The organism is Micromonospora sp. NPDC049051, from assembly GCF_043197575.1.
GTDB lineage: Bacteria > Actinomycetota > Actinomycetes > Mycobacteriales > Micromonosporaceae > Micromonospora.
On sequence record NZ_JBICTL010000009.1, the window covers coordinates 1 to 20,488 of the forward strand.

The following is a 20,488-nucleotide window of genomic DNA, read 5'->3' on the forward strand; positions in this document are numbered from 1 at the left end:
GGGGGAGGCGGCGTGTGCGGCGGTGATCGGGCCGGCGATGGCGCCGCCGGCGAAGGCGAGCCCGGCAACGGTCAGGGCGCTGGTGCGGAAGATGTTGGTACGCATGATGGGGGCACCTTTCGATCGGGGGTACGCGACACACACCAGGGGGGTGGGTGTGGTCGCGGAGGGGGAAGTCAGAACGGATCGCTGCGGCGGCGGGGCCTGCTCGAGCGTCCGGGGGTATCTCAAAGGCCTGCTGGGGCGTCGGTGGTGACGCCTGCTCGGGCGTCCGGGGGGTCTCAACGACCCGGCCCGGTCGTCCATTCCGGCGGGCCGATCGGGCCAGCGGCGAAAACCAGGCCGCTCGTGTGCGGGGAGCGCCGGGGGTATGCCATGTTCAACGACCCGGGCCCGCCCGCGATTCCGCCGTCGGGGTGGCCCCAGCCACGGGACGCCCCGGGACGCTGCCGACAACTCGGCGCAGTACCGGGCATCGCCGACCGGACATACCGCTCGACACGTCGCATCTTGATCGCGGTCGGTCGCGGGTGCGGATGCGCCGGCATCGCACTGTCGAGCTGATGTCGTAAACGACTCGACCAATCAACCAACTGCGGCCCTCGCTCGCAGATACGACGAAGGCTGGCCGATCGGGTGGCCGCTGAATCGTCTGCGACATCAGCTCGATACGGCGCGCGGAACAGCCTGCTGCCGTCGACGTCGGTGCGTGGCCTCGCTGGCCGCCTGCACACGGAGGCGGCGCGGATCGGAGGCCGCTGAATCGTCTGCGACATCAGCTCGACAGGGCAGATAGCAGGGTGCGCCCAGGCCCAGGCCCAGGCCCGGTGCCAGACAGCCCAAGCCCGGTGCCAGGCAGCCCAGGCCCGATGCCAGGCAGCCCAGGCCCGATGCCAGGCACCAAGCCCGGCGTCAGGCCACAGGTGTGAGCGGGGCGGGGCCCGGGGGTGTAGGCGGGGCGGGGGTGTAGGGCGAGGCGGGGCCCAGGGTGTAGGGCGAGGCGGGGCCCGGGGTGTGGGCGGCCTAGGCCCGGGCGCGCGGCGGGGTCCGCCCCGGATATGAGGCGGGGCCGGGACCAGAGGTGGGGCGCGGGGCGGGGCCAGGCTCGGTGCGTCACGTCGGTGAGCACCAGGTCGGGCGGTGTGGCGACCGAAAAGGGGCGGCGGCCCGGTGGCATGTACCACCGGGCCGCCGCCCTCTTGCTGTTCGGTCCTACTCGTCCGCGCCTGCGGCGGCGGTGCCACCGAGGTCGGCCGGGACGGCGTCCGGCACGGTGGCCGGCCGGTCCGCGCCCTTGAAGACGAGCTTGGACTTGTCGATGTTCTCCGGATCGCCCTCGCAGTCCACCACCACGATCTGACCCGGGGTCAGCTCGTTGAAGAGGATCCGCTCGGACAGGTTGTCCTCGATGTCGCGCTGGATCGTGCGACGCAGCGGACGCGCACCGAGCACCGGGTCGAAGCCCTTCTTCGCCAGGTACTTCTTGGCGTTGTCGGTCAGCTCCAGGCCCATGTCCTTGTTCCGCAGCTGGCCCTCGATCCGCTGGATCATGATGTCGACGATCGAGAGGATCTCCTGCTGGCGCAGCTGGTGGAAGACGATGGTGTCGTCGATCCGGTTGAGGAACTCGGGACGGAAGTGCTGCTTGAGCTCGTCGTTGACCTTCTGCTTCATCCGGTCGTAGTTGGACTCGGAGTCCTCCGACGCCTGGAAGCCGAGCGAGACCGCCTTGGCGACGTCGCGGGTGCCCAGGTTGGTGGTCAGGATGATGACCGTGTTCTTGAAGTCCACGATCCGGCCCTGACCGTCGGTGAGCCGACCGTCCTCCAGGATCTGGAGCAGCGTGTTGAACACGTCCGGGTGGGCCTTCTCGATCTCGTCGAAGAGGACCACCGAGAACGGCCGACGCCGCACCTTCTCGGTCAGCTGGCCGCCCTCGTCGTAGCCGACGTAGCCGGGAGGAGCACCCACCAGCCGGGAGACCGTGTAGCGGTCGTGGAACTCGGACATGTCCAGCTGGATGAGGGCGTCCTCGCTGCCGAACAGGAACTCGGCCAGCGCCTTGGAGAGCTCGGTCTTACCGACACCGGACGGGCCGGCGAAGATGAACGAGCCCGACGGACGCTTCGGGTCCTTCAGACCGGCCCGGGTACGCCGGATCGCCTTCGAGACCGCCTTGACCGCGTCCTCCTGGCCGATGACGCGCTTGTGCAGCTCGTCCTCCATGCGCAGCAGGCGCGAGGTCTCCTCCTCGGTCAGCTTGTAGACCGGGATGCCGGTCCAGTTGCCGAGCACCTCGGCGATCTGCTCGTCGTCGACCTCGCTGACGACGTCCAGGTCACCGGCCTTCCACTCCTTCTCCCGCTGGGCCTTCTGGCCGAGCAGCTGCTTCTCCTTGTCGCGCAGCTGGGCGGCACGCTCGAAGTCCTGCGCGTCGATCGCGGACTCCTTGTCGCGACGCACCTGGGCGATGCGCTCGTCGAAGTCACGCAGGTCTGGCGGCGCGGTCATCCGGCGGATCCGCATCCGGGCACCGGCCTCGTCGATCAGGTCGATCGCCTTGTCCGGCAGGAAGCGGTCGGAGATGTAACGGTCGGCCAGCGTCGCGGCCGCCACGAGGGCCGCGTCCGTGATCGAGACCCGGTGGTGCGCCTCGTAGCGGTCGCGGAGTCCCTTGAGGATCTCGATGGTGTGGGCCAGCGACGGCTCACCCACCTGGATCGGCTGGAAGCGGCGCTCGAGGGCGGCGTCCTTCTCCAGGTGCTTGCGGTATTCGTCGAGGGTGGTCGCGCCGATGGTCTGCAGCTCGCCGCGGGCCAGCATCGGCTTGAGGATGCTCGCCGCGTCGATCGCGCCCTCGGCGGCACCCGCACCGACCAGGGTGTGGATCTCGTCGATGAAGAGGATGATGTCGCCCCGCGTGCGGATCTCCTTCAGCACCTTCTTGAGGCGCTCCTCGAAGTCACCGCGGTAGCGGGAACCGGCGACCAGGGCACCGAGGTCGAGCGTGTAGAGCTGCTTGTCCTTCAGCGTCTCGGGCACCTCGCCCTTGATGATCTTCTGGGACAGCCCCTCCACCACGGCGGTCTTGCCGACGCCGGGCTCACCGATCAGGACCGGGTTGTTCTTGGTACGGCGGGAGAGCACCTGCATGACCCGCTCGATTTCCTTCTCGCGCCCGATGACCGGGTCGAGCTTGCCCTCGCGGGCGGCCTGGGTCAGGTTGCGGCCGAACTGGTCCAGCACGAGGCTGGTGGACGGCGCGGCCTCGCCCGGCGCGGCGCCCGCCGCGGCCGGCTCCTTGCCCTGGTAGCCGGAGAGCAGCTGGATCACCTGCTGGCGGACCCGGTTGAGGTCGGCGCCGAGCTTGACCAGCACCTGGGCGGCGACGCCCTCACCCTCGCGGATCAGCCCGAGCAGGATGTGCTCCGTGCCGATGTAGTTGTGGCCGAGCTGCAGCGCTTCGCGCAGGGACAGCTCCAGCACCTTCTTGGCCCGCGGCGTGAACGGGATGTGCCCGCTCGGCGCCTGCTGACCCTGGCCGATGATCTCCTCGACCTGCTGCCGCACACCCTCCAGGGAGATGCCGAGGCTCTCCAGAGCCTTGGCGGCGACGCCCTCACCCTCGTGGATCAGGCCCAGCAGGATGTGCTCCGTACCGATGTAGTTGTGGTTGAGCATCCGGGCCTCTTCTTGGGCCAGGACGACAACCCGTCGCGCTCGGTCGGTGAACCGCTCGAACATGCCCTCGTGCTCCTCACGTGCCGTGCGCACTCGATCTTGATGGTCAAGAAGTCGTGGCGGGGCCGGTGCGCGGACGACCGGGACGGGCGTCCGTGCCTCCTTACTCTATCGCCGCGAACCGACTCCGCTGAGGTCGTGTGTCCCCGCCGGAGGCCGTGTACGCGTCGTTTTGCTCAACCGTCCGCGCTCAGGGGGTGTTCCGGCACCCCCGCCTGTACGCGCAGAGCGAAATTCGCACCCGGTCGCGGAACCCGTCACACGGGTCGCGCCGGTGCTGGCGCCGCCCGGATCCGGGCCGCCGGGGAGCCTGTCCACAGGCTGTGGACAGATTCTCCACCGCCTGTGGACAACTACCGCCGGGACGGAATTCTTCCCGCTCGGAGGCGGTCCCGGGCGGATACGGCGACGCCGGCCCGGAGTCGTGCTCCGGCCCGGCGTCGGTGTCGCCCGTCGACGCTCCCGGTCAGTGACCGGCCTTCGCGTGGTACTCGTCGACGATCTCCTGCGGGATCCGGCCCCGGTCGGAGATGTCCTTGCCGGCCTTCTTGGCCCAGGCGCGGATCGCCTTGTTCTGCTCCCGGTCGGCGGTGGCGCCGCCCCGACCGCGCGCGGCCCGACCGCCGACGACGACCCCGCCCCTACCCACCTTGGTGCCGTGGGCGATGTACGGGGCGAATACGTCGCGCAATTTCTCGGCGTTCGGGCCCGACAGGTCGATCTCGTACTGAACGCCGTCGAGGGCGAACTTGACCGTCTCGTCAGCGTCCCCGCCGTCCAGGTCATCGACCAGCTTATGAATGATCTGCTTGGCCACGTCCCACATTCCTTTCGAGCAGGGTGATCCTGCAAACTGAGAGCACGATAACCTGCGCGACGCTTGCCGCGTCAATAGGATGCGGGAACGACCCGGCGGAGATGCGCGACTACTCGGGGCGAACCAGGGGGAAGAGGATGGTTTCCCGAATTCCCAGGCCGGTCAGCGCCATCAACAGCCGGTCGATTCCCATTCCCATACCCCCGGCCGGCGGCATTCCGTACTCCATCGCCCGGAGAAAGTCCTCGTCCAGCCGCATGGCCTCGTCGTCGCCGCGGGCGGCGAGCTGGGCCTGGGCCACCAGCCGCTCCCGCTGCACCACCGGGTCCACCAGCTCGGAGTACGCGGTCCCGAGTTCGAAACCGAGCACGTAGAGGTCCCACTTCTCGGCCAGTCCGGGCTCGCTGCGGTGCGCCCGGGTCAGCGGGCTCGTCTCCTCCGGGTAGTCGCGGACGAAGGTGGGCGCCGTCAGGCCCGGCACGACCAGTTCCTCGAACAGTTCCTCCGCCAGCTTGCCCGGCCCCCACTTCGGGTCGACCGCCAGGCCCACCTTGTCGGCGTACTCCACCAGGCGGGGCCGTTCGGTGCGGACCGTGACCTCCTCGCCGAGCGCCTCGGAAAGCGACCCGAAGAGGGTCACCGACCGCCACTCGCCGCCCAGGTCGAACTCCCGGCCGTCGGCGTGCGTCACCACGGTCGAGCCGCCGACGGCGACCGCCGCCTGCTGTACGAGATTCCGGGTCAGCTCGGCCATGGTGTCGTAGTCGCCGTAGGCCTCGTATGCCTCGAGCATCGCGAACTCCGGCGAGTGCGAAGAGTCGACACCCTCATTACGGAAGTTGCGGTTGATCTCGAAGACCCGGTCGACGCCGCCGACGACGGCCCGCTTGAGAAACAGTTCCGGTGCGATTCGCAGATACAGATCGGTGTTGAGCGCATTGCTGTGGGTCACGAATGGCCGGGCCGCCGCGCCGCCGTGCAGCAGCTGCAGCATCGGCGTCTCCACCTCGATGAAGTCCCGGGCGTGCAGCGAGTCGCGCAGGCTGCGTACGGCCGCGGCCCTGGTGCGTACCATCTGGCGGGCCTGCGGCCGGACGATCAGGTCCACGTAGCGCTGCCGGACCCGCGCCTCCTCGCTGAGCGGCTTGTGCGCCACCGGCAGCGGGCGCAGCGCCTTCGCGGTGACCGCCCACTGCTCCGCCAGCACGGACAGCTCGCCGCGCCGGCTCGTGATCACCTCGCCGGTCACCCCGACGAGGTCACCGAGGTCGACCAGGCGCTTCCAGTCGTTCAGCCGGTCGGCGCCGACCCGGTCGAGGGAGAGCATGGCCTGCAACTCCGTGCCGTCGCCGTCCCGCAGCGTGGCGAAGCAGAGCTTGCCCGTGTTGCGTACGAAGATCACCCGGCCGGTCACCGAGACCCGGTCGCCCGTGGCGGTGTCGGTCGGCAGGTCGGCGTACTTCTGCCGGAGGTCGGCCAGCGTGCTGGTGCGGGGGAATCCGATCGGGTACGGCTCGACGCCCTCGGCGAGCATCCGGTCCCGCTTCTCCCGGCGGACCTTCATCTGCTCGGGAAGGTCGTCGGCGGGATCGACTGGCACGGGGTTCTGCTCGGTCACGGCACGCTTCCTCAGAAGGAGATTTCGGGCGGGGTCAGGCCCCGAGCGTACTCAAGCCTCCAGCGGGGCGTTACGGGATAACCGCCCCGCATGACCGGCCCCACTACGCCCCGGCCCGGCGACGCCCGGGTCAGACGTTGCGCTCGTAGACCATCCGCAGGCCGATCAGGGTGATCATCGGCTCGTGGTGGGTGATCGTGCGGCACTCGTTTATCACGAGCGAGGCCAGCCCACCGGTGGCGATCACGGCGCTCACCTCGCCGATCTCCTCGATCATCCGCTCGACGATCCGGTCCACCTGCCCGGCGAAACCGAAGTAGAGCCCGGACTGGAGGCACTCGACGGTGTTCTTGCCGATCACCGAGCGGGGCCTGGTCGCCTCCACCTTCCGCAGCTGGGCGGCCCGGGCGGCGAGCGCGTCGAAGCTGATCTCGATGCCCGGGGCGAAGGCGCCGCCGAGGAACTCGCCCCGGGCGCTGATCACGTCGAAGTTGGTGGTGGTGCCGAAGTCCACCACGATCGACGGCCCGCCGTAGAGGGTGTACGCGGCCAGGGTGTTCACCACCCGGTCGGCGCCCACCTCCTTCGGGTTGTCGATGGCGAGCTGCACACCGGTGCGTACCCCCGGCTCGACGATCACGCTCGGCAGGTCCGCGTAGTAGCGGGACAGCATGTTACGCAGCGAGCGCAGCGCGGCCGGCACCGTGGAGCAGGCCGCCACCCCGGTGATCTCCACGGCGTCCCCGGCGAGCAGGCCCCGGAACTTCAGGCCCAGCTCGTCGGCCGTCGACCGCGCATCGGTCTTGATTCGCCAGGAGTGCACCAGCTTGTCGCCGTCGAAGGTCGCCAGCACGGTGTTGGTGTTTCCGATGTCGATGCAGAGCAGCACGCACGCAGCCTAGACAACGGTCGGCCGCAGGTTCACCCGGTGCGCAGGTCCATGGCGATGTCGAGGATCGGCGAGGAGTGCGTCAGGGCCCCGACGGAGAGGAAGTCGACCCCGGTCGCCGCGTACCGCGCCGCCACGTCGAGGGTCAGCCCGCCGGTCGCCTCCAGCTCCGCCCGGTCCCCCACCGACGCGACCACCTCGGTGAGCATCTCCGGGGTCATGTTGTCCAGCAGCAGGAAGTCCGCACCGGCCTCGACCGCCTCCATCGCCTCGGCGACCGTGTCCACCTCGACCTGCACCGGCACGTCCGGGAAGGCCTCCCGGACCCGGCGGAAGGCGGCCGTGATGCCGCCCGCCGCGAACTTGTGGTTGTCCTTGATCATCGCGACGTCGTGCAGGCCCATCCGCTTGTTCGTGCCGCCGCCGGCGCGCACCGCGTACTTCTCCAGGGCGCGCAGGCCCGGGGTGGTCTTGCGGGTGTCCAGCACCATCGCCTTGGTGCCGGCCAGGGCGTCCGCCCAGGCCCGGGTGTGGGTGGCCACCCCGGACATCCGGCAGAGCAGGTTGAGCGCCGTCCGCTCGGCGGTGAGCAGCAGCCGGGTCGGGCCCGTCACCGTGGCCAGCACGTCGCCGCGCGCCACCCGCGCGCCGTCGTGGGCCACCACCGACACCTCGACCGTACGGCCGGCGCCGGTCGCCTCGCCGACCGTCTCGAACACGGCCGCCGCCACGGCCAGCCCCGCCACCACGCCGTCGGCGCGGGCCACCAGGTCGGCGGTGTCGGTCTGGCCGGCCGGGATGGTGGCGACGCTGGTGACGTCCAGCAGGTCCGGCCCCAGGTCCTCGGCGAGCGCGCCCTCGATCACCCGCCGCACCTGCGCCGGGTCGAGGCCCGCGTCCCGCAGTGCCCGTTCCGTCGACTCCGTCATCGGGTCCCCTCCCACGCTTGCGTCAACCGGCCCTGCGCCCCGATCGCGCCGACCAGGTGGCCGTGCCACAGCTCGTCGGCCGTCGGGAAGTCCTCCCGCCAGTGGCAGCCCCGGGTCTCCCGGCGGGCGTACGCGGCGGCGACCAGCGTCGACGCCACGGTGATCAGGTTCGTCGCCTCCCAGTCGGCCGTCCGGGGCCGGCCCCGGCCCTCGCCGAGCCCGGTCAGCGTCTCGGCGGTCCCCGCGAGGGTGTCCGCCGAGCGGAGCACGCCCGCGCCCCGGGTCATCGCCCGTTGCAGCGTCGGCGTCGCCTCGGCCGGCACCACCCAGCCCTCGCCGCCCACCCAGGCCCCCGTCGGCGCCGGCTGGACCTGCTCGGGCAGCCCGGCGGCGATGTCCTCGGCGATCCGCCGGGAGAAGACGAGCCCCTCCAACAGCGAGTTGCTGGCCAGCCGGTTCGCGCCGTGCACGCCCGTGCAGGCGACCTCGCCGCAGGCGTACAGGCCCGGGATGGAGGTGCGGCCGCGCAGATCGGTGCGGACGCCGCCGGAGGCGTAGTGGGCGGCCGGGGCGACCGGGATCAGGTCGGTGGCCGGGTCGACCCCGATGGCCAGGCAGGACGCGACGATGGTCGGGAAGCGCCGGGCCAGGAAGTCGCCGCCCAGGTGCCGGGCGTCGAGGAAGACGTGGTCCGCGCCGGTGGCCAGCAGCACCCGGTGGATGCCCTTGGCCACCACGTCCCGGGGCGCCAACTCGGCCAGCTCGTGCTGCCCGACCATGAACCGCTTGCCGTCGCCGTCCACCAGGTGCGCGCCCTCGCCGCGCAGCGCCTCGGAGACCAGCGGCTGCTGGGCGTGCCCGGCACCGGGCACACCGGTGCCGGCCGGGGTGATCAGCGCGGTCGGGTGGAACTGGACGAACTCCACGTCGGTGACCGCCGCACCGGCCCGCATCGCGAGGGCCACCCCGTCGCCGGTAGACACGGCCGGGTTGGTGGTCGCCGCGTAGATCTGGCCCATGCCGCCGGTGGCCAGGACGACCGCCCGGGCCAGGATGGCGCCCACGCCGTCCTCGCTGCCCTCGCCGAGCACGTGCAGGGTGATGCCGCAGGCCGGGCCGAGCCCGCCCGGGCCGTCCCCGGGGGCGCGCAGCAGGTCCAGCACCAGCGCGTGCTCCACGAGCCGGATCCACGGGTCGCGGCGGACGGCGGCGTGCAGGGCGCGCTGCACCTCGGCCCCGGTGGCGTCGCCGCCGGCGTGCACGATCCGGTCGGCCCGGTGCCCGCCCTCCCGGGTGAGCATCAGCGAGCCGTCCGCGTTGCGGTCGAACTCCGCCCCGATCCGCATCAGCTCGCGCAGCCGGGTCGGGCCCTCCTCGACCAGTACCCGCACCGCCGCCGGGTCGCAGAGCCCGACGCCGGCGATCTCGGTGTCCGAGGCGTGCGCGGCGGGGGTGTCGTGCGGGTCGAGCACGGCGGCGATGCCGCCCTGCGCCCAGCGGGTCGACCCCTCGTCGATATTGACCTTGGTGACAACGGTGACGTGCAGCCCCGCCTCGCGCAGGTGCAGTGCGGCGGTCAGGCCCGCCACACCGGATCCGACCACGATGACGTCGGTGGTCTCCACCCAGCCGGGCGCGGGGGCGGCCAGCAGTCTGGGCAGCGCCGGAAGGTCGACGGTCGGAAGCTCCATGCCCACAGTCAACCCGAAGCACCCTCGCGAGGGGCGGCGGGGGCGGGACGAGTGGTTTGGGCCATGGGGTCCCGGACCGGGCCGGGCAGGCCGGCCGGTGCCACGCGTGCGGGCCGCCGTGCCGCCACGGGTCCGGGTCGTCCGGATGGGCCGGCGCGCTACCGCGTCCGGACCGGGAGGGCCGCCGGGCCCGCGCCCCGCAGCGAGCCGGTCACCGTACGGTCGTCGAGCCAGAGGTAGCAGCGCACGCCCCGGTCGCCGACGCGCCACCGGCCCGCCCCGGGCGGACGGACCACCACGCCGCTGCGGAAGCGCAGGTCGGCGTCGTCGGGCACCCCCACGTAGCGGCCGAGCACCGAGCGGCAACCGGCGTACAGCGGGGCCCAGTCGGCAGGGCGGGTCGGGTACGGGCGGTCGGGTGCCCGCCACACCCCGACGAACTCGGCGTCATGCCGGCTGGCGCAGTCGACCGGGAGCAGCGTCCGCACCGACCCGCCGACGGAGCGGGCCTGCTGGCAGCCCAGCCGCAGCGGGGACGGCCCCCGCAGCGCGTCCCGGAGGCTTCCGGTGCGCACCACCACGGTGGCGGCGGCCTCGGCGGTGCTCACCTCGGTCAGGTCGCACCGGTACCAGCGGGCGCCGGCCGTCCAGCCCGGCCCGGACGGCACCGCCACCGCCAGCCGCAGCCGTCCAGCCCGCCAGTCGGCGCCCACGTAAGCGCTCGCCCGGGTGTCGCAGTCGGCGAACGCGCCCCGCAGCTCGGCCGACCCACCGGGCGGCGGGGCGGGCCGCTCGGCCGGGAAGGCGCCCACGTGCGCCGTCTCGACGCGGTGCGGAACGGCGCAGTCCACCGGCGCGTACGCCGCCAGGGCCACGACGTCGGCGAAGTCGGCGACCTGGCACACCCCGGCGGCCGGGGTGAAGGGCCCGGGCGCGGGCGGGGCCGCCCAGTCGTCGACCAGGTCACCGTCCAGCCCGCCGGACCCGGCGCACCCGGTCAGGAGAACGGCCGCGGCGACGGCCGCGAGCAGGGTGGTCATCGCACGTCGCACCGCGGCCTCCCCCAGCCACCCGCGCCTGTCGACGGGCAACCAGACTACCCAGGGATGACCTTCCGGTGACAGACCGCACGGGCGCCCACTTCGATCCCCGACCGGTCCCCGTGGTCACGAAGGGGACCAACCGTGACAGAGCCCTCGCACGGCGCGGGTGACGGCGGGATCGGGCGGGTCAGACGGCGGCGGCGAAGGGGTTGGGGATCGGGGCGCCCGCGGTGCCGGGGGCGGCGGTGGTCGGGTCGGTGTTCAGCTCGACGACCCGGTTCGCGGCGTCGACGTGCACCACCCGCGGCCGGTACGCGCGGGCCTCGGCGTCGTCCATCTGCCCGTACGAGATGAGGATGACCAGGTCGCCCGGGTGCACCAGGTGGGCGGCGGCACCGTTGATGCCGATCACGCCGCTGCCCCGCTCGCCCGGGATCACGTACGTCTCCAGCCGCGCCCCGTTGGTGATGTCCACGATCGCGACCTGCTCCCCGGGGATCAGGTCGGCGGCGTCGAGCAGATCCTCGTCGACCGTCACCGAGCCGACGTAGTGCAGGTCGGCCTGGGTCACGGTGGCCCGGTGGATCTTCGACTTGAGCATGGTGCGCAGCATCGGGATGCCTTTCGCGGAGGGTAGCGGTGGTTCAGGAACGGGGGGCGAGCCGGATCGGCGCGTTGTCGATCAGCCGGGTGGCGCCCACCCAGGCGGCGACGAGCAGCCGCGCCGGCCCGGCGACCGGCCCCGGTTCCAGGTCCGGGTCGGTGAGCACCAGGTAGTCGAGGCGCGCCCCGGGCGTACCGGCGCCGAAGGCCGCGTGCGCGGCGGCGAGCACGGCCCCCGCGTCACCGCCCTCGTCGGCGGCTCCGGCCCCGGCCCGCAGCGCCGCCGACAGGCTCAGCGCGGCCTCCCGCTCGGCCGGGGAGAGGTAGCGGTTGCGGCTGGACAGCGCCAGCCCGTCCGGCTCCCGCACGGTCGGCACCCCGACCACCTCGACCGGCACGTCGAGGTCCCGGGCCATCCGCCGCACCAGGGTCAGCTGCTGGTAGTCCTTCTCGCCGAAGAACGTCAGGTCGGGGCGGGTGAGCTGGAGCAGCTTCAGCACCACCGTGAGCACCCCGTGGAAAAACCCGGGGCGGCTCTGCCCCTCCAGGTCCTCGCCCAGCGGGCCCGGGTCGACCCGGACCCGGGGCTGGCCGTCCGGATACATGTCGGCCACCGAGGGTGCGAAGACCACGTCCGCGCCGGCCCGCCGGCAGATCTCCAGGTCGGCGTCGAGGGTGCGCGGGTAGCGGTCGAAGTCCTCGTTCGGGCCGAACTGCAACGGGTTGACGAAGATCGTGACGATCACGCGGTCGGCCCGCTCCCGGGCCGCCCGCAGCAGCGTCTCGTGCCCGGAGTGCAGCGCGCCCATCGTCATCACGACACCCACGGTGCCCTTGAGCCCGTCGCGCGCCGCCGCCAGCTCGGCACGGCCGTGCACCAGTTCCGTCACGCGGTCCCCTCCGTCCACGGTCAGCCCGGTCACGCGGCCACCTCCCGCCGGTCGCCGGCGAGCACGCCGAGCAGCGACTCCGCGTCCGCCGGCCGCAGCCGGCCCGCGGCGATCGCCCGGTCGGCCGTACGCCGGGCCAGGGCCAGGTACGGCGCGACCGACTCGGGGGCGGTCGCGGCGAGCCGGGCCAGGTGGCGCTCGACCGTACCGGCGTCGCCCCGGGACACCGGCCCGGTCAACGCGTCGTCGCCGAGACGCAGCGCGTTCTCCAGGGCGGCGCGCAGCAGCGGAGCGAGCACCTTCTCCGGCTGGGTCACCCCGGCGTCGCGCAGCCGGTCGGCCGCCTCGTTGACGAGGGTCACCAGGTGGTTGGCGCCGTGTGCCAGCGCCGCGTGGTAGAGCGGCCGGTCCGCCTCGCCGACCCACTCCGGCACCCCGCCGAGGTCGGCGACCAGCCGGGCGGCCAGGGGGCGCAGCTCCGGCGGGGCGCTCACCCCGTACGAGATGTCGGCCAGCCGGACGAGGTCGTCCGGCGTACCGGTGAAGGTCATCGCGGGGTGCAGGGCGAGCGGTCGGGCGCCCACCGCGGCGGCGGGGGCGAGTACGGCCAGCCCGTGCGCGCCGGACGTGTGCGCGACCACCTGGCCGGGGCGCAGCGCACCGCCGTCGGCCAGCGCGGTGACCACCCCGACGAGCGCGTCGTCGGGCACGGCGACCAGCAGCAGGTCGGTGGCCGCCCGCGCCACGGCGGCGGCGGAGCAAAGGGACACGCCGGGCAGCAGCAGCGCCGCCCGGGCCCGGGAAGCGCCGGAGCCGGCCGTGGCGGCGACCACCCGGTGGCCGGCGGCGGCGAGGGCGGCGCCCAGCACGGCACCGACCCGGCCGGAGCCGACGACACCGACGGTGAGGAGACGGGGAGTGGCAGCCGGCGGGGCGGCGGCCCCGTCAGGGGCGGCCGGGCGCGGGCGCAGGGGTGCGCTCATGGGCGACGATCCAGTCCTCGAGAAGGGGTACCGGTCGATGGCAAGTATGCGCCGGGGTTACGGAACCGGGACAAGGATGTGTGAAAACGTTCACCGACGGCACCGGCGGCACGCCCGGGGATGGAACGTCCGCGCCGACCGGCTGACCGTAGGGTCGGGCCGGTGACCCACGCCGCACGAGGAACGGACTGATGCCGGAGCGCTGGCGGGACGCGATGGAACGGTCCCTCTACGGGCCGGGCGGCTTCTTCGTCTCCGGGCCGGGGCCGGCCGGCCACTTCCGCACCAGCGTGCACGCGTCCCCGGCCTTCGCCGACGCGCTGCTGCGGCTCGTCGAGCGGGTCGACGCCGCCCTCGGCCACCCCGCCGACCTCCGCGTGGTCGACGTGGGCGCGGGGCGGGGCGAGCTGCTCCGGGCGCTCTCCGCCGCGCTGGAGGTCGCCGGGGAGCCCGCCCGCCCCGGGCGGTCAGGCTTGATCCCTGCGCGGACGGGCTCCCCGGCGACACCGGCTCCCCCGGCCGCCGCCCGGCCCCCGGCCTCGTCCGGCCCGTCGTCCGCCGGTCCCGCGCCGTCCGCACCGGTTCCGCTCGCCTCCCGCGTACGCCTCACCGCGGTCGAGAAGGCGCCCCGACCGGCCGACCTGCCCGACGGGATCGACTGGTTGGACGAGATCCCCGACGGGATCGCCGGGCTGCTGGTGGCCACCGAGTGGCTGGACAACGTGCCGCTCGACGTGGCGGTGCACACCGCCGAGGGCTGGCGCTACCTGCTGGTCGACCCGGCCACCGGCGCGGAGACCGTCGGCGACCCGGTCGATGCCGCCGACACGGACTGGCTCACCCGATGGTGGCCGGAACCCCTGACAGCAGTCAGAGCGGAGATCGGCCGGACCCGCGACGAGGCGTGGGCGCACGCCGTGGGCCACGTCGACCGGGGGCTGGCGTTGGCCGTGGACTACGGGCACCTGCGGGACGGCCGGCCCGTGGACGGGACGTTGACCGGGTACCGGGGCGGGCGGCAGGTGCCGCCGGTGCCGGACGGGAGCCGCGACGTCACCGCGCACGTCGCCGTCGACTCGGTCGCCTCCGCCGGCGCCCGGGTCGCGCGGTGCGCGTACGACCTGGGGTCGCAGCGGGAGGCGCTGCGAGCGCTCGGGGCCGACGGCGGCCGACCCCCGCTCAGCCTGGCCGCCAGCGACCCGGCCGGGTACGTGCGGGCGCTCGCCGCCGCGTCGGCGGTGGCCGAACTGACCGACCCGGCCGGGCTGGGCGGGCACTGGTGGCTGCGGCAACCGGTCGGCGTCGACCCCGGGCGGTTCATGGCACGATGACGGGCATGACCACGGACGCCGGCGACCTCCGCGAGCTGACCGTCGGCACCGGGGCCGGCGGGGAGCAGCTCGGCACCGACATGGTGCTCAACATCGGGCCGCAGCACCCCTCCACGCACGGCGTGCTCCGGCTCCGGCTGGTCCTCGACGGCGAGCGCGTGGTGGCCTGCGAGCCGATCGTCGGCTACATGCACCGGGGCGCGGAGAAGCTCTTCGAGGTCCGCGACTACCGGCAGATCATCGTGCTGGCCAACCGGCACGACTGGCTCTCGGCCTTCTCCAACGAGCTGGGCGTGGTGCTCGCCGTCGAGCGGCTGATGGGCATGGAGGTGCCGGAGCGGGCCACCTGGCTGCGGATGGCCCTCGCGGAGCTGAACCGGGTGCTCAACCACCTGATGTTCCTCGGCTCCTACCCGCTGGAGATCGGCGCGATCACGCCGATGTTCTACGCGTTCCGCGAGCGGGAGACCATCCAGGCGGTCATGGAGGAGGTCTCCGGGGGCCGGATCCACTACATGTTCAACCGGGTGGGCGGGCTCAAGGAGGAGGTGCCGGCCGGCTGGACCGGCCGGGCGCGGGCCGCCATCGCCGAGGTCCGCCGGCGGATGCCCGACCTGGACAACCTCATCCGGCGCAACGACATCTTCCTGGCCCGCACGGTCGGCGTCGGGGTGCTCTCCGCGGCCGACGCCGCCGCGTTCGGCGCGTCCGGGCCCGTCGCCCGGGCCTCCGGCCTCGACCTCGACCTGCGCCGCGACGAGCCCTACCTGGCCTACGACCAGCTCGACGTGCCGGTGGTGACGAAGACCGCCGGGGACTGCCACGCCCGCTTCGAGGTGCTGCTCGACCAGGTGTACGCCTCGCTCGACCTCGCCGAGCAGTGCCTGGACCGGGTGGACCGGCTCACCGGGCCGATCAACACCCGGCTGCCGAAGGTGCTCAAGGCCCCCGAGGGGCACACCTACGCCTGGACCGAGAACCCGCTCGGCATCAACGGCTACTACCTGGTCTCGCGGGGCGAGAAGACGCCCTGGCGGTTGAAGCTGCGCACCGCGTCGTACGCGAACGTGCAGGCGCTGGCCACCCTGCTCCCCGGCTGCCTGGTGCCGGACCTGATCGCCATCCTCGGCTCGATGTTCTTCGTGGTCGGCGACATCGACAAGTGACCCCGGCCCGCCCTTGGACGGCCGGCTCCCGGTCGCGTTCGCCGGGTTGGCTCCCGGTTGGACCCGTTCGCCGGACGGCGGCGCACTGGCCGGCTCGCAGAGCTGACCGGCTGCGCCGGCTCGGGACGGTTGGCCGGGACGGCGACGGCCGATCCTGACGGGCCGCCGCCGGGGTCAGCGCCAGCGGTCGGGGTTGCGGGCACCGCCCGCCCGGGGCTCGTCGTCCTGCGGCGGGTAGCCGTACCGCTCCTCCGGCGGCCGGCCGTACCGCTCCTGCGGGTAGCCGTACCGCTCCGGCTCGGGCTCCGCCCGACGGGCGCGGTGCGCCTCCGGCTGGCGGGCGTCGTGCCGCGCCTCGGGCTGCTGTCCCCGCTGGCGGGGTGGACGCCACTCGTCGGGCACCGGCACCCCGCCGGCAGGCAGGGCCGGGGCGTCGGCCGGCTCCGGCCAGCCGCCGCGCCACCCGTCGTCCGCGCGCTCTCCCGCCCGGCGCGGCTCGTCCCGCCGGACCGATGCCCAACGGTCCGCGACGCGGTACTCGGTGCCGGTGGCGTCCGTGCGCACCTCGGCACGCCGCTCCCCGACCCGCAGCTCCCGACCCCGCTCGTCGTCCCGTACGGCAGCCCACCGGTCCCCGGCGCGTAGCTGCGACCAGTACTCCCCGTCCTCCGCTCCCGCCTCGGCGGGCGGATACGGCCGTTCGTGGCCGGGCGGTGCGGCCGGCGCACCCCTGCCCGGCCCGCCCCGGTCGTCCCACCGCTGCCCCCGCTCGTCGTGCCGGCCCCACTCCCGCTCGTCGCGCGGTTCCGACAACTCCCGGTCGCCGGGTTGCTTCGACCATCCCCGGTCGCCGGGCTGGGCCGTCCGGCCCTCCCGGGCGGCGGTCCCGGGGCCCGGTCGCGCCCCGTCGCCGTGACGGGCCCGCTCCTCATGGCGGGGCCGGTCGCCATGACGCGCCCCCTCCTCGTACCGGGGCCGGTCGTCGTGGCGGGACCGGTCGCCCGGGTCGTCGTGCCCGTCGCCGGCCCAGGGGCGGTCGTCCGGCTCGCCCGACCACGGCCGCTCCTCCGGCGCGGGCGACCAACCGCCCGCGTACCCGCCGCCGTACCGGGCACCCCGGTCGCCGGGCACGGACGCGGAGCCGTCGACGACGGTGTGCCGGGTGGTGACATGCACGGTCTCGGTGTGCCGCACCACCCCGAGGGGGCGGGCGGCGGGCTGGCTCCCCGGCTCCGCCGGCCGGGCCGCCCCGTACACCCCCGCCGTTCCGCCGGCGGCCGACCGGTCCACGCCGTACCCGCCGCCCGCTCCCGGGGGCGGCCCGTCCGTGCCGTACGCGCCGGGGGCCGGCCGCTCGGTCCGCGGAGTCGGCTGCGGCCTGCGGACCCGTTCCTCGTCGTCCCGGTCGGCACGCCCCCGGCGGGGCACCGCGTCGTCCTGATCCGGCACCCGCCCCCGACCGGCGACCGCGTCGTCGACGGAGGCCCGGGCCCGGCCGGTACCGGGCGCGGCGTCGACCCCGGCCAGCGCGGCGCTGCTGGCGTCCAGCCGCCGACGCAGCGCGGTCACCTCTTCCTGGGCCCGCTGGGCGTGGTCGAGTGCCTGGTTGCCGCGCTGGGCGGCGGCCACGATCTCCCCGCGCAACTCGTGTCGGAGCTGCTCGATCTCGTCCAGCAGCTCCTCGGTCCGGGCCGGACCCGCGCCGTCGACGCGCAACGCGATCGACAGGCCGATCAGTACGACGGCCAGGATGGCAAGCACGGCGGCGAACCGCAGCGGACCGTTGCCGTCGGCGACGAGGAGGATCAACGCGGCCACCGGCGCCAGGGCGACACCGGCCCAGAAGAGCATGGTGAGCATCGACGCGCTGCGCTTGTCGGCGGGGGTGACCGGGGCTGGCATGGGTCCGCAGCCTACCGAGAGTTTCCCCGCCCGGGAATGGCGAGCAGGGGCATCCGGCGGCGGCGTCCACAGTCGCGCCGCCGCCTGCTGGACGGACCGGCTGCGGGCGGGGCAGCGGTCCACCGCTCGGCCGCCGGTGGTCCGTGCCACCGGCGGCCGGGGAGGATCAGCCGACGGCCAGTGCGCCGTCCGACGAGAACACCAGGCCCACGCTCGCGGCCCCGGTCTTCAGCGCGTTCTTGGTCTGCGGACCGCCCTGGTCCAGCGAGCTGAACGAGCCCGCCTTGAAGTCGTAGACCTGGACCAGCCCCGCCTGGCACTTCGGCCGCTGCGGGCACTCCGGCGGCCCGGCCAGCACCGTGGCCTGGCCCGAGCACTTGGCGGCCAGGTCGGAGAGCGTACGGATGCCGTACTTGTCGGCGAACGCCTTGGTCACGGCGAACGCGTTCTGGTCCTGCGCTGCGGCCGGCGTACCGAAGACGAGGCCCACCTTGTCGCCGGCCGCCTTGAGCGCCGCGACGGTCTTGTCGAGGTCGGGCGAGGACACCGGCGCGGCGTCCTTGCCGTTGGCCTTGGTGTTGAGGAACTCGGCCATGGTCGCCGCGTACTCCGGGATCACCTGGATCTCGCCCTTCTCCAGGGCCGGCTCGTAGAGTTCCCGGTTGCCGATCTGCTGCACCTTGGCGTCGTAGCCGGCCGCGGTGAGGGCGATCTTGTAGAGCTCGGCCAGGATCTGGTTCTCCGTGAAGTTGGCCGCGCCGATCACGATCTGCCCGCCGGGCCCCTTGGCGATGCCCGCGGTGACACCGTTGGTCGCCGCGAACTCCTCGGCCGCCTTCTGCGCCGTCTTGCGGTCGACATCGACGGCCTTGTTGAGCTGGATCAGCTTCGGCGTGTCGAGCGCGGCCGAGACCTTGTCCAGCGCCGCGAGGAGCTGCGGGTTGGCCGCGTCGGCGTTGACCGCCGGGATGACGTTGTCCGTGTTCTGGAGCTTCTTGTCGTCGTCGAGCACGACGAGCTGGTCACCGGCGACCGGCGCGCAGCCGGCCCCGGACGCCGCCTGCTCGGGGGCGTCAGTGCCGGAGGAGCCGGCGTCACCGCAGCCGGTCAGCAGCCCCGCCGCAGCGAGGGCTCCCACCGCACCGACGGCCAGGCGTGTACGCGCGCGCATCAGTGCCCGCCTTCCGTGTCCCGGCGCGGCCCCGCCGGGCCGGCCGCGTGTCCGACGGGCGATCTCCGTCCGGCCGCCCGCTGTGTCCCACGGGCGGCTGACTCAGGCGTCGCCCGCATTTCCCACCCCAACATCTTCCACACGGCACCGACAACTCGGGAGCCGGTTTGTCACCGGATCGTCACCGGAGGTGAGTCGGATTCCGCATCCACCCGTCGATCGGGCACGGCGTCCAGGTGCGGCGGAGGCGTTCAGCCCCCGGCCACCGCCTGCGCGGCGCGGCGGCGCGCCCGGCGACGGTCGCCCCGCAGCGGGCGCGGCGTGACCAGGCGCTCGACCAGGGCAAGCACCAGTTCCAGCAGCATGGCGAGCCCGGCCACGAGCACGCCGCCAGCGAGGATCTGACCGCCACCGGCGGCGATGTCCAGCCCGAAGCCCGCCCGGATGATCTGGCCCAGGCCGCCGCCGTTGACGAAGGACGCCAACGCGGCGGTCGCCACCACCTGCACCGCCGCCGTGCGGAACCCGGCCGCCAGGTACGGCACCGCCAGCGGCAGCTCGACCCGGCGCAGCAACTGCCACCCGGAGAAGCCCATCCCGCGTGCCGCGTCCCGGGCCTGCGGATCGGCCTGCCGCACCCCCGTGTACGCGTTCGCCAGCAGCGGCGGCACCGCGAAGACGGCCAACGCGACCACCACCGACGGCCGGCCGAAACCGAGGAAGGTCAGCGGCAGGATGGTGAGCAGGGCGAGCGTGGGTACGGCGAGGGACACATTGGACACCAGCACCACGAGCCCGCCGCCTCGGCCGGAGTGCCCGAGCCAGAGCCCGATCGGCCAGGCGACCAGGCAGCCCAACGCCACCGCCGCCGCCGACATCGACAGGTGCTCGCCGAGCCGGTCCAGGATGCCGCCCGGGTTCGTCCAGTTCAGCGGGTCGTTGAGCCAGACCAGCGCCGCCTCGACCGGGTTCACCGGGCCAATCCTCCGTCCAAGACCGCGGGACTCCGCTGCGCCGTGCTCCTCGCGCTCACCGGGCCCGCTTCAGCCAGGGGGTCAGCAGCCTGCCCGCACCCGCCAGGACCAGGTCGAGCACCAGGGCGAGCAGGACGCAGAGCAGCGTTCCCGTCATGATCTGCGCCTTGTAGAAGTTGTTCTGGAACCCGGCGAAGATCAGCTGCCCCAGACCGCCGCGCCCGATCACCACGCCCACGGTCACGAGGGCCACCGTGGAGACGGTGGCCAGCCGCAGCCCGGTGAGGATGCCCGGCAGGGCCAGCGGCAACTCGACCCGGAACAGCCGACCCCAACGGCCGTACCCCATCCCCTCGGCCGCCTCGCGGACCTCGGGGGGCACCTGGTTGAGCCCCGCGACGGCGTTACGGACGATCACCAGCAGCGCGTAGAGGACCACCACACTGAGCGCGGTCAGCGCGCCGATGCCCAGATAGGGGGCGATGAACGCGAAGAGCGCCAGCGACGGCACCGTGTAGAGCACGCCGGTGAGGGCCAGGACCGGCCCGGCGAGCGAGCGGTACCAGTACGCGGCCACCGCCAGCGGCAGCGCGACCAGGGCGGCGATCAGCACCGCGCGGGCGGTCAGCGAGGCGTGCTCCCGCACGGCGGCGAGGATCGTGTCAGAGTTGTCCCGCACGTACTGCCAGGAGAACCAGGGGTTACCCGGGTCGGCCCGGTAGCTCAGGCGGAAGGACATG

16 protein-coding genes are annotated in these 20,488 nt (G+C 73.6%); 2 read left to right on the top strand and 14 right to left on the bottom strand.

Annotated elements, in window-relative coordinates; translation table 11 throughout:
• Positions 1–1,212: 1,212 nt before the first annotated feature.
• From ACGFIR_RS28105 to ACGFIR_RS28150, 10 genes are all read right to left on the bottom strand, one after another.
• Positions 1,213–3,744 carry an ATP-dependent Clp protease ATP-binding subunit gene (locus tag ACGFIR_RS28105; protein WP_357722695.1) on the bottom strand — a complete coding sequence of 844 codons (2,532 nt, stop codon included), beginning with the start codon at positions 3,742–3,744 and terminating at the stop codon, positions 1,213–1,215.
• Between the two features lie 463 nt (positions 3,745–4,207).
• A complete protein-coding gene (locus ACGFIR_RS28110) occupies positions 4,208–4,558 on the bottom strand; it encodes an Lsr2 family protein (RefSeq protein ID WP_392997989.1) in 351 nt (116 codons plus the stop codon).
• 109 nt (positions 4,559–4,667) lie between these two features.
• A complete protein-coding gene (lysS, locus tag ACGFIR_RS28115; RefSeq protein ID WP_392997988.1) occupies positions 4,668–6,176 on the bottom strand; it encodes a lysine--tRNA ligase in 1,509 nt (502 codons plus the stop codon).
• 130 nt (positions 6,177–6,306) lie between these two features.
• Positions 6,307–7,065, bottom strand: coding sequence for a type III pantothenate kinase (locus ACGFIR_RS28120; RefSeq protein ID WP_393148193.1), 759 nt, complete (start codon positions 7,063–7,065; stop codon positions 6,307–6,309).
• A gap of 32 nt (positions 7,066–7,097) precedes the next feature.
• On the bottom strand, positions 7,098–7,994 hold the full coding sequence (nadC, locus tag ACGFIR_RS28125; RefSeq protein ID WP_392997986.1) for a carboxylating nicotinate-nucleotide diphosphorylase: 897 nt from the start codon (positions 7,992–7,994) through the stop codon (positions 7,098–7,100).
• Positions 7,991–9,685, bottom strand: a complete 1,695-nt coding sequence (locus ACGFIR_RS28130) for an L-aspartate oxidase (RefSeq protein ID WP_393148195.1) — start codon at positions 9,683–9,685, stop codon at positions 7,991–7,993. The genes nadC and ACGFIR_RS28130 overlap by 4 nt, the downstream gene beginning before the upstream one ends.
• Before the next feature lie 158 nt (positions 9,686–9,843).
• The gene (locus ACGFIR_RS28135) at positions 9,844–10,725 is read right to left on the bottom strand and encodes a septum formation family protein (RefSeq protein ID WP_393148359.1); all 882 of its coding nucleotides are present in this window, start codon (positions 10,723–10,725) and stop codon (positions 9,844–9,846) included.
• 190 nt (positions 10,726–10,915) lie between these two features.
• Positions 10,916–11,341 carry an aspartate 1-decarboxylase gene (panD, locus tag ACGFIR_RS28140; protein ID WP_392997984.1) on the bottom strand — a complete coding sequence of 142 codons (426 nt, stop codon included), beginning with the start codon at positions 11,339–11,341 and terminating at the stop codon, positions 10,916–10,918.
• 31 nt (positions 11,342–11,372) lie between these two features.
• Complete coding sequence (gene panC / locus ACGFIR_RS28145) at positions 11,373–12,221, bottom strand: pantoate--beta-alanine ligase (RefSeq protein ID WP_393148361.1); 849 nt, start codon at positions 12,219–12,221, stop codon at positions 11,373–11,375.
• Positions 12,222–12,250: 29 nt separating this feature from the next.
• Positions 12,251–13,204: a Rossmann-like and DUF2520 domain-containing protein gene (locus ACGFIR_RS28150; RefSeq protein ID WP_393148197.1), complete on the bottom strand. Its 954-nt coding sequence runs from the start codon at positions 13,202–13,204 to the stop codon at positions 12,251–12,253.
• A gap of 191 nt (positions 13,205–13,395) precedes the next feature.
• On the opposite strand from ACGFIR_RS28150, the gene ACGFIR_RS28155 reads away from it, so the two are divergent.
• Together ACGFIR_RS28155 and ACGFIR_RS28160 are read left to right on the top strand one after the other, a co-directional pair.
• Positions 13,396–14,535 carry an SAM-dependent methyltransferase gene (locus ACGFIR_RS28155; protein WP_393148199.1) on the top strand — a complete coding sequence of 380 codons (1,140 nt, stop codon included), beginning with the start codon at positions 13,396–13,398 and terminating at the stop codon, positions 14,533–14,535.
• A complete protein-coding gene (locus tag ACGFIR_RS28160; RefSeq protein WP_392997981.1) occupies positions 14,532–15,701 on the top strand; it encodes an NADH-quinone oxidoreductase subunit D in 1,170 nt (389 codons plus the stop codon). Before ACGFIR_RS28155 ends, ACGFIR_RS28160 begins: the two co-directional genes overlap by 4 nt.
• Positions 15,702–15,875: 174 nt before the next feature.
• Here ACGFIR_RS28160 and ACGFIR_RS28165 read toward each other — a convergent pair whose 3' ends face one another.
• The 4 genes from ACGFIR_RS28165 to ACGFIR_RS28180 all read right to left on the bottom strand — a co-directional run bounded on the left by ACGFIR_RS28165 (position 15,876) and on the right by ACGFIR_RS28180 (position 20,487).
• On the bottom strand, positions 15,876–17,603 hold the full coding sequence (locus ACGFIR_RS28165) for a hypothetical protein (protein ID WP_393148201.1): 1,728 nt from the start codon (positions 17,601–17,603) through the stop codon (positions 15,876–15,878).
• 166 nt (positions 17,604–17,769) lie between these two features.
• Positions 17,770–18,774 (bottom strand): glycine betaine ABC transporter substrate-binding protein, encoded by a 1,005-nt coding sequence (locus tag ACGFIR_RS28170; protein WP_392997979.1) that lies wholly within the window; start codon positions 18,772–18,774, stop codon positions 17,770–17,772.
• Positions 18,775–19,025: 251 nt separating this feature from the next.
• A complete protein-coding gene (locus ACGFIR_RS28175) occupies positions 19,026–19,748 on the bottom strand; it encodes an ABC transporter permease (RefSeq protein WP_393148203.1) in 723 nt (240 codons plus the stop codon).
• A gap of 55 nt (positions 19,749–19,803) precedes the next feature.
• Positions 19,804–20,487 carry an ABC transporter permease gene (locus tag ACGFIR_RS28180; protein WP_392997978.1) on the bottom strand — a complete coding sequence of 228 codons (684 nt, stop codon included), beginning with the start codon at positions 20,485–20,487 and terminating at the stop codon, positions 19,804–19,806.
• Position 20,488 lies beyond the last annotated feature (1 nt).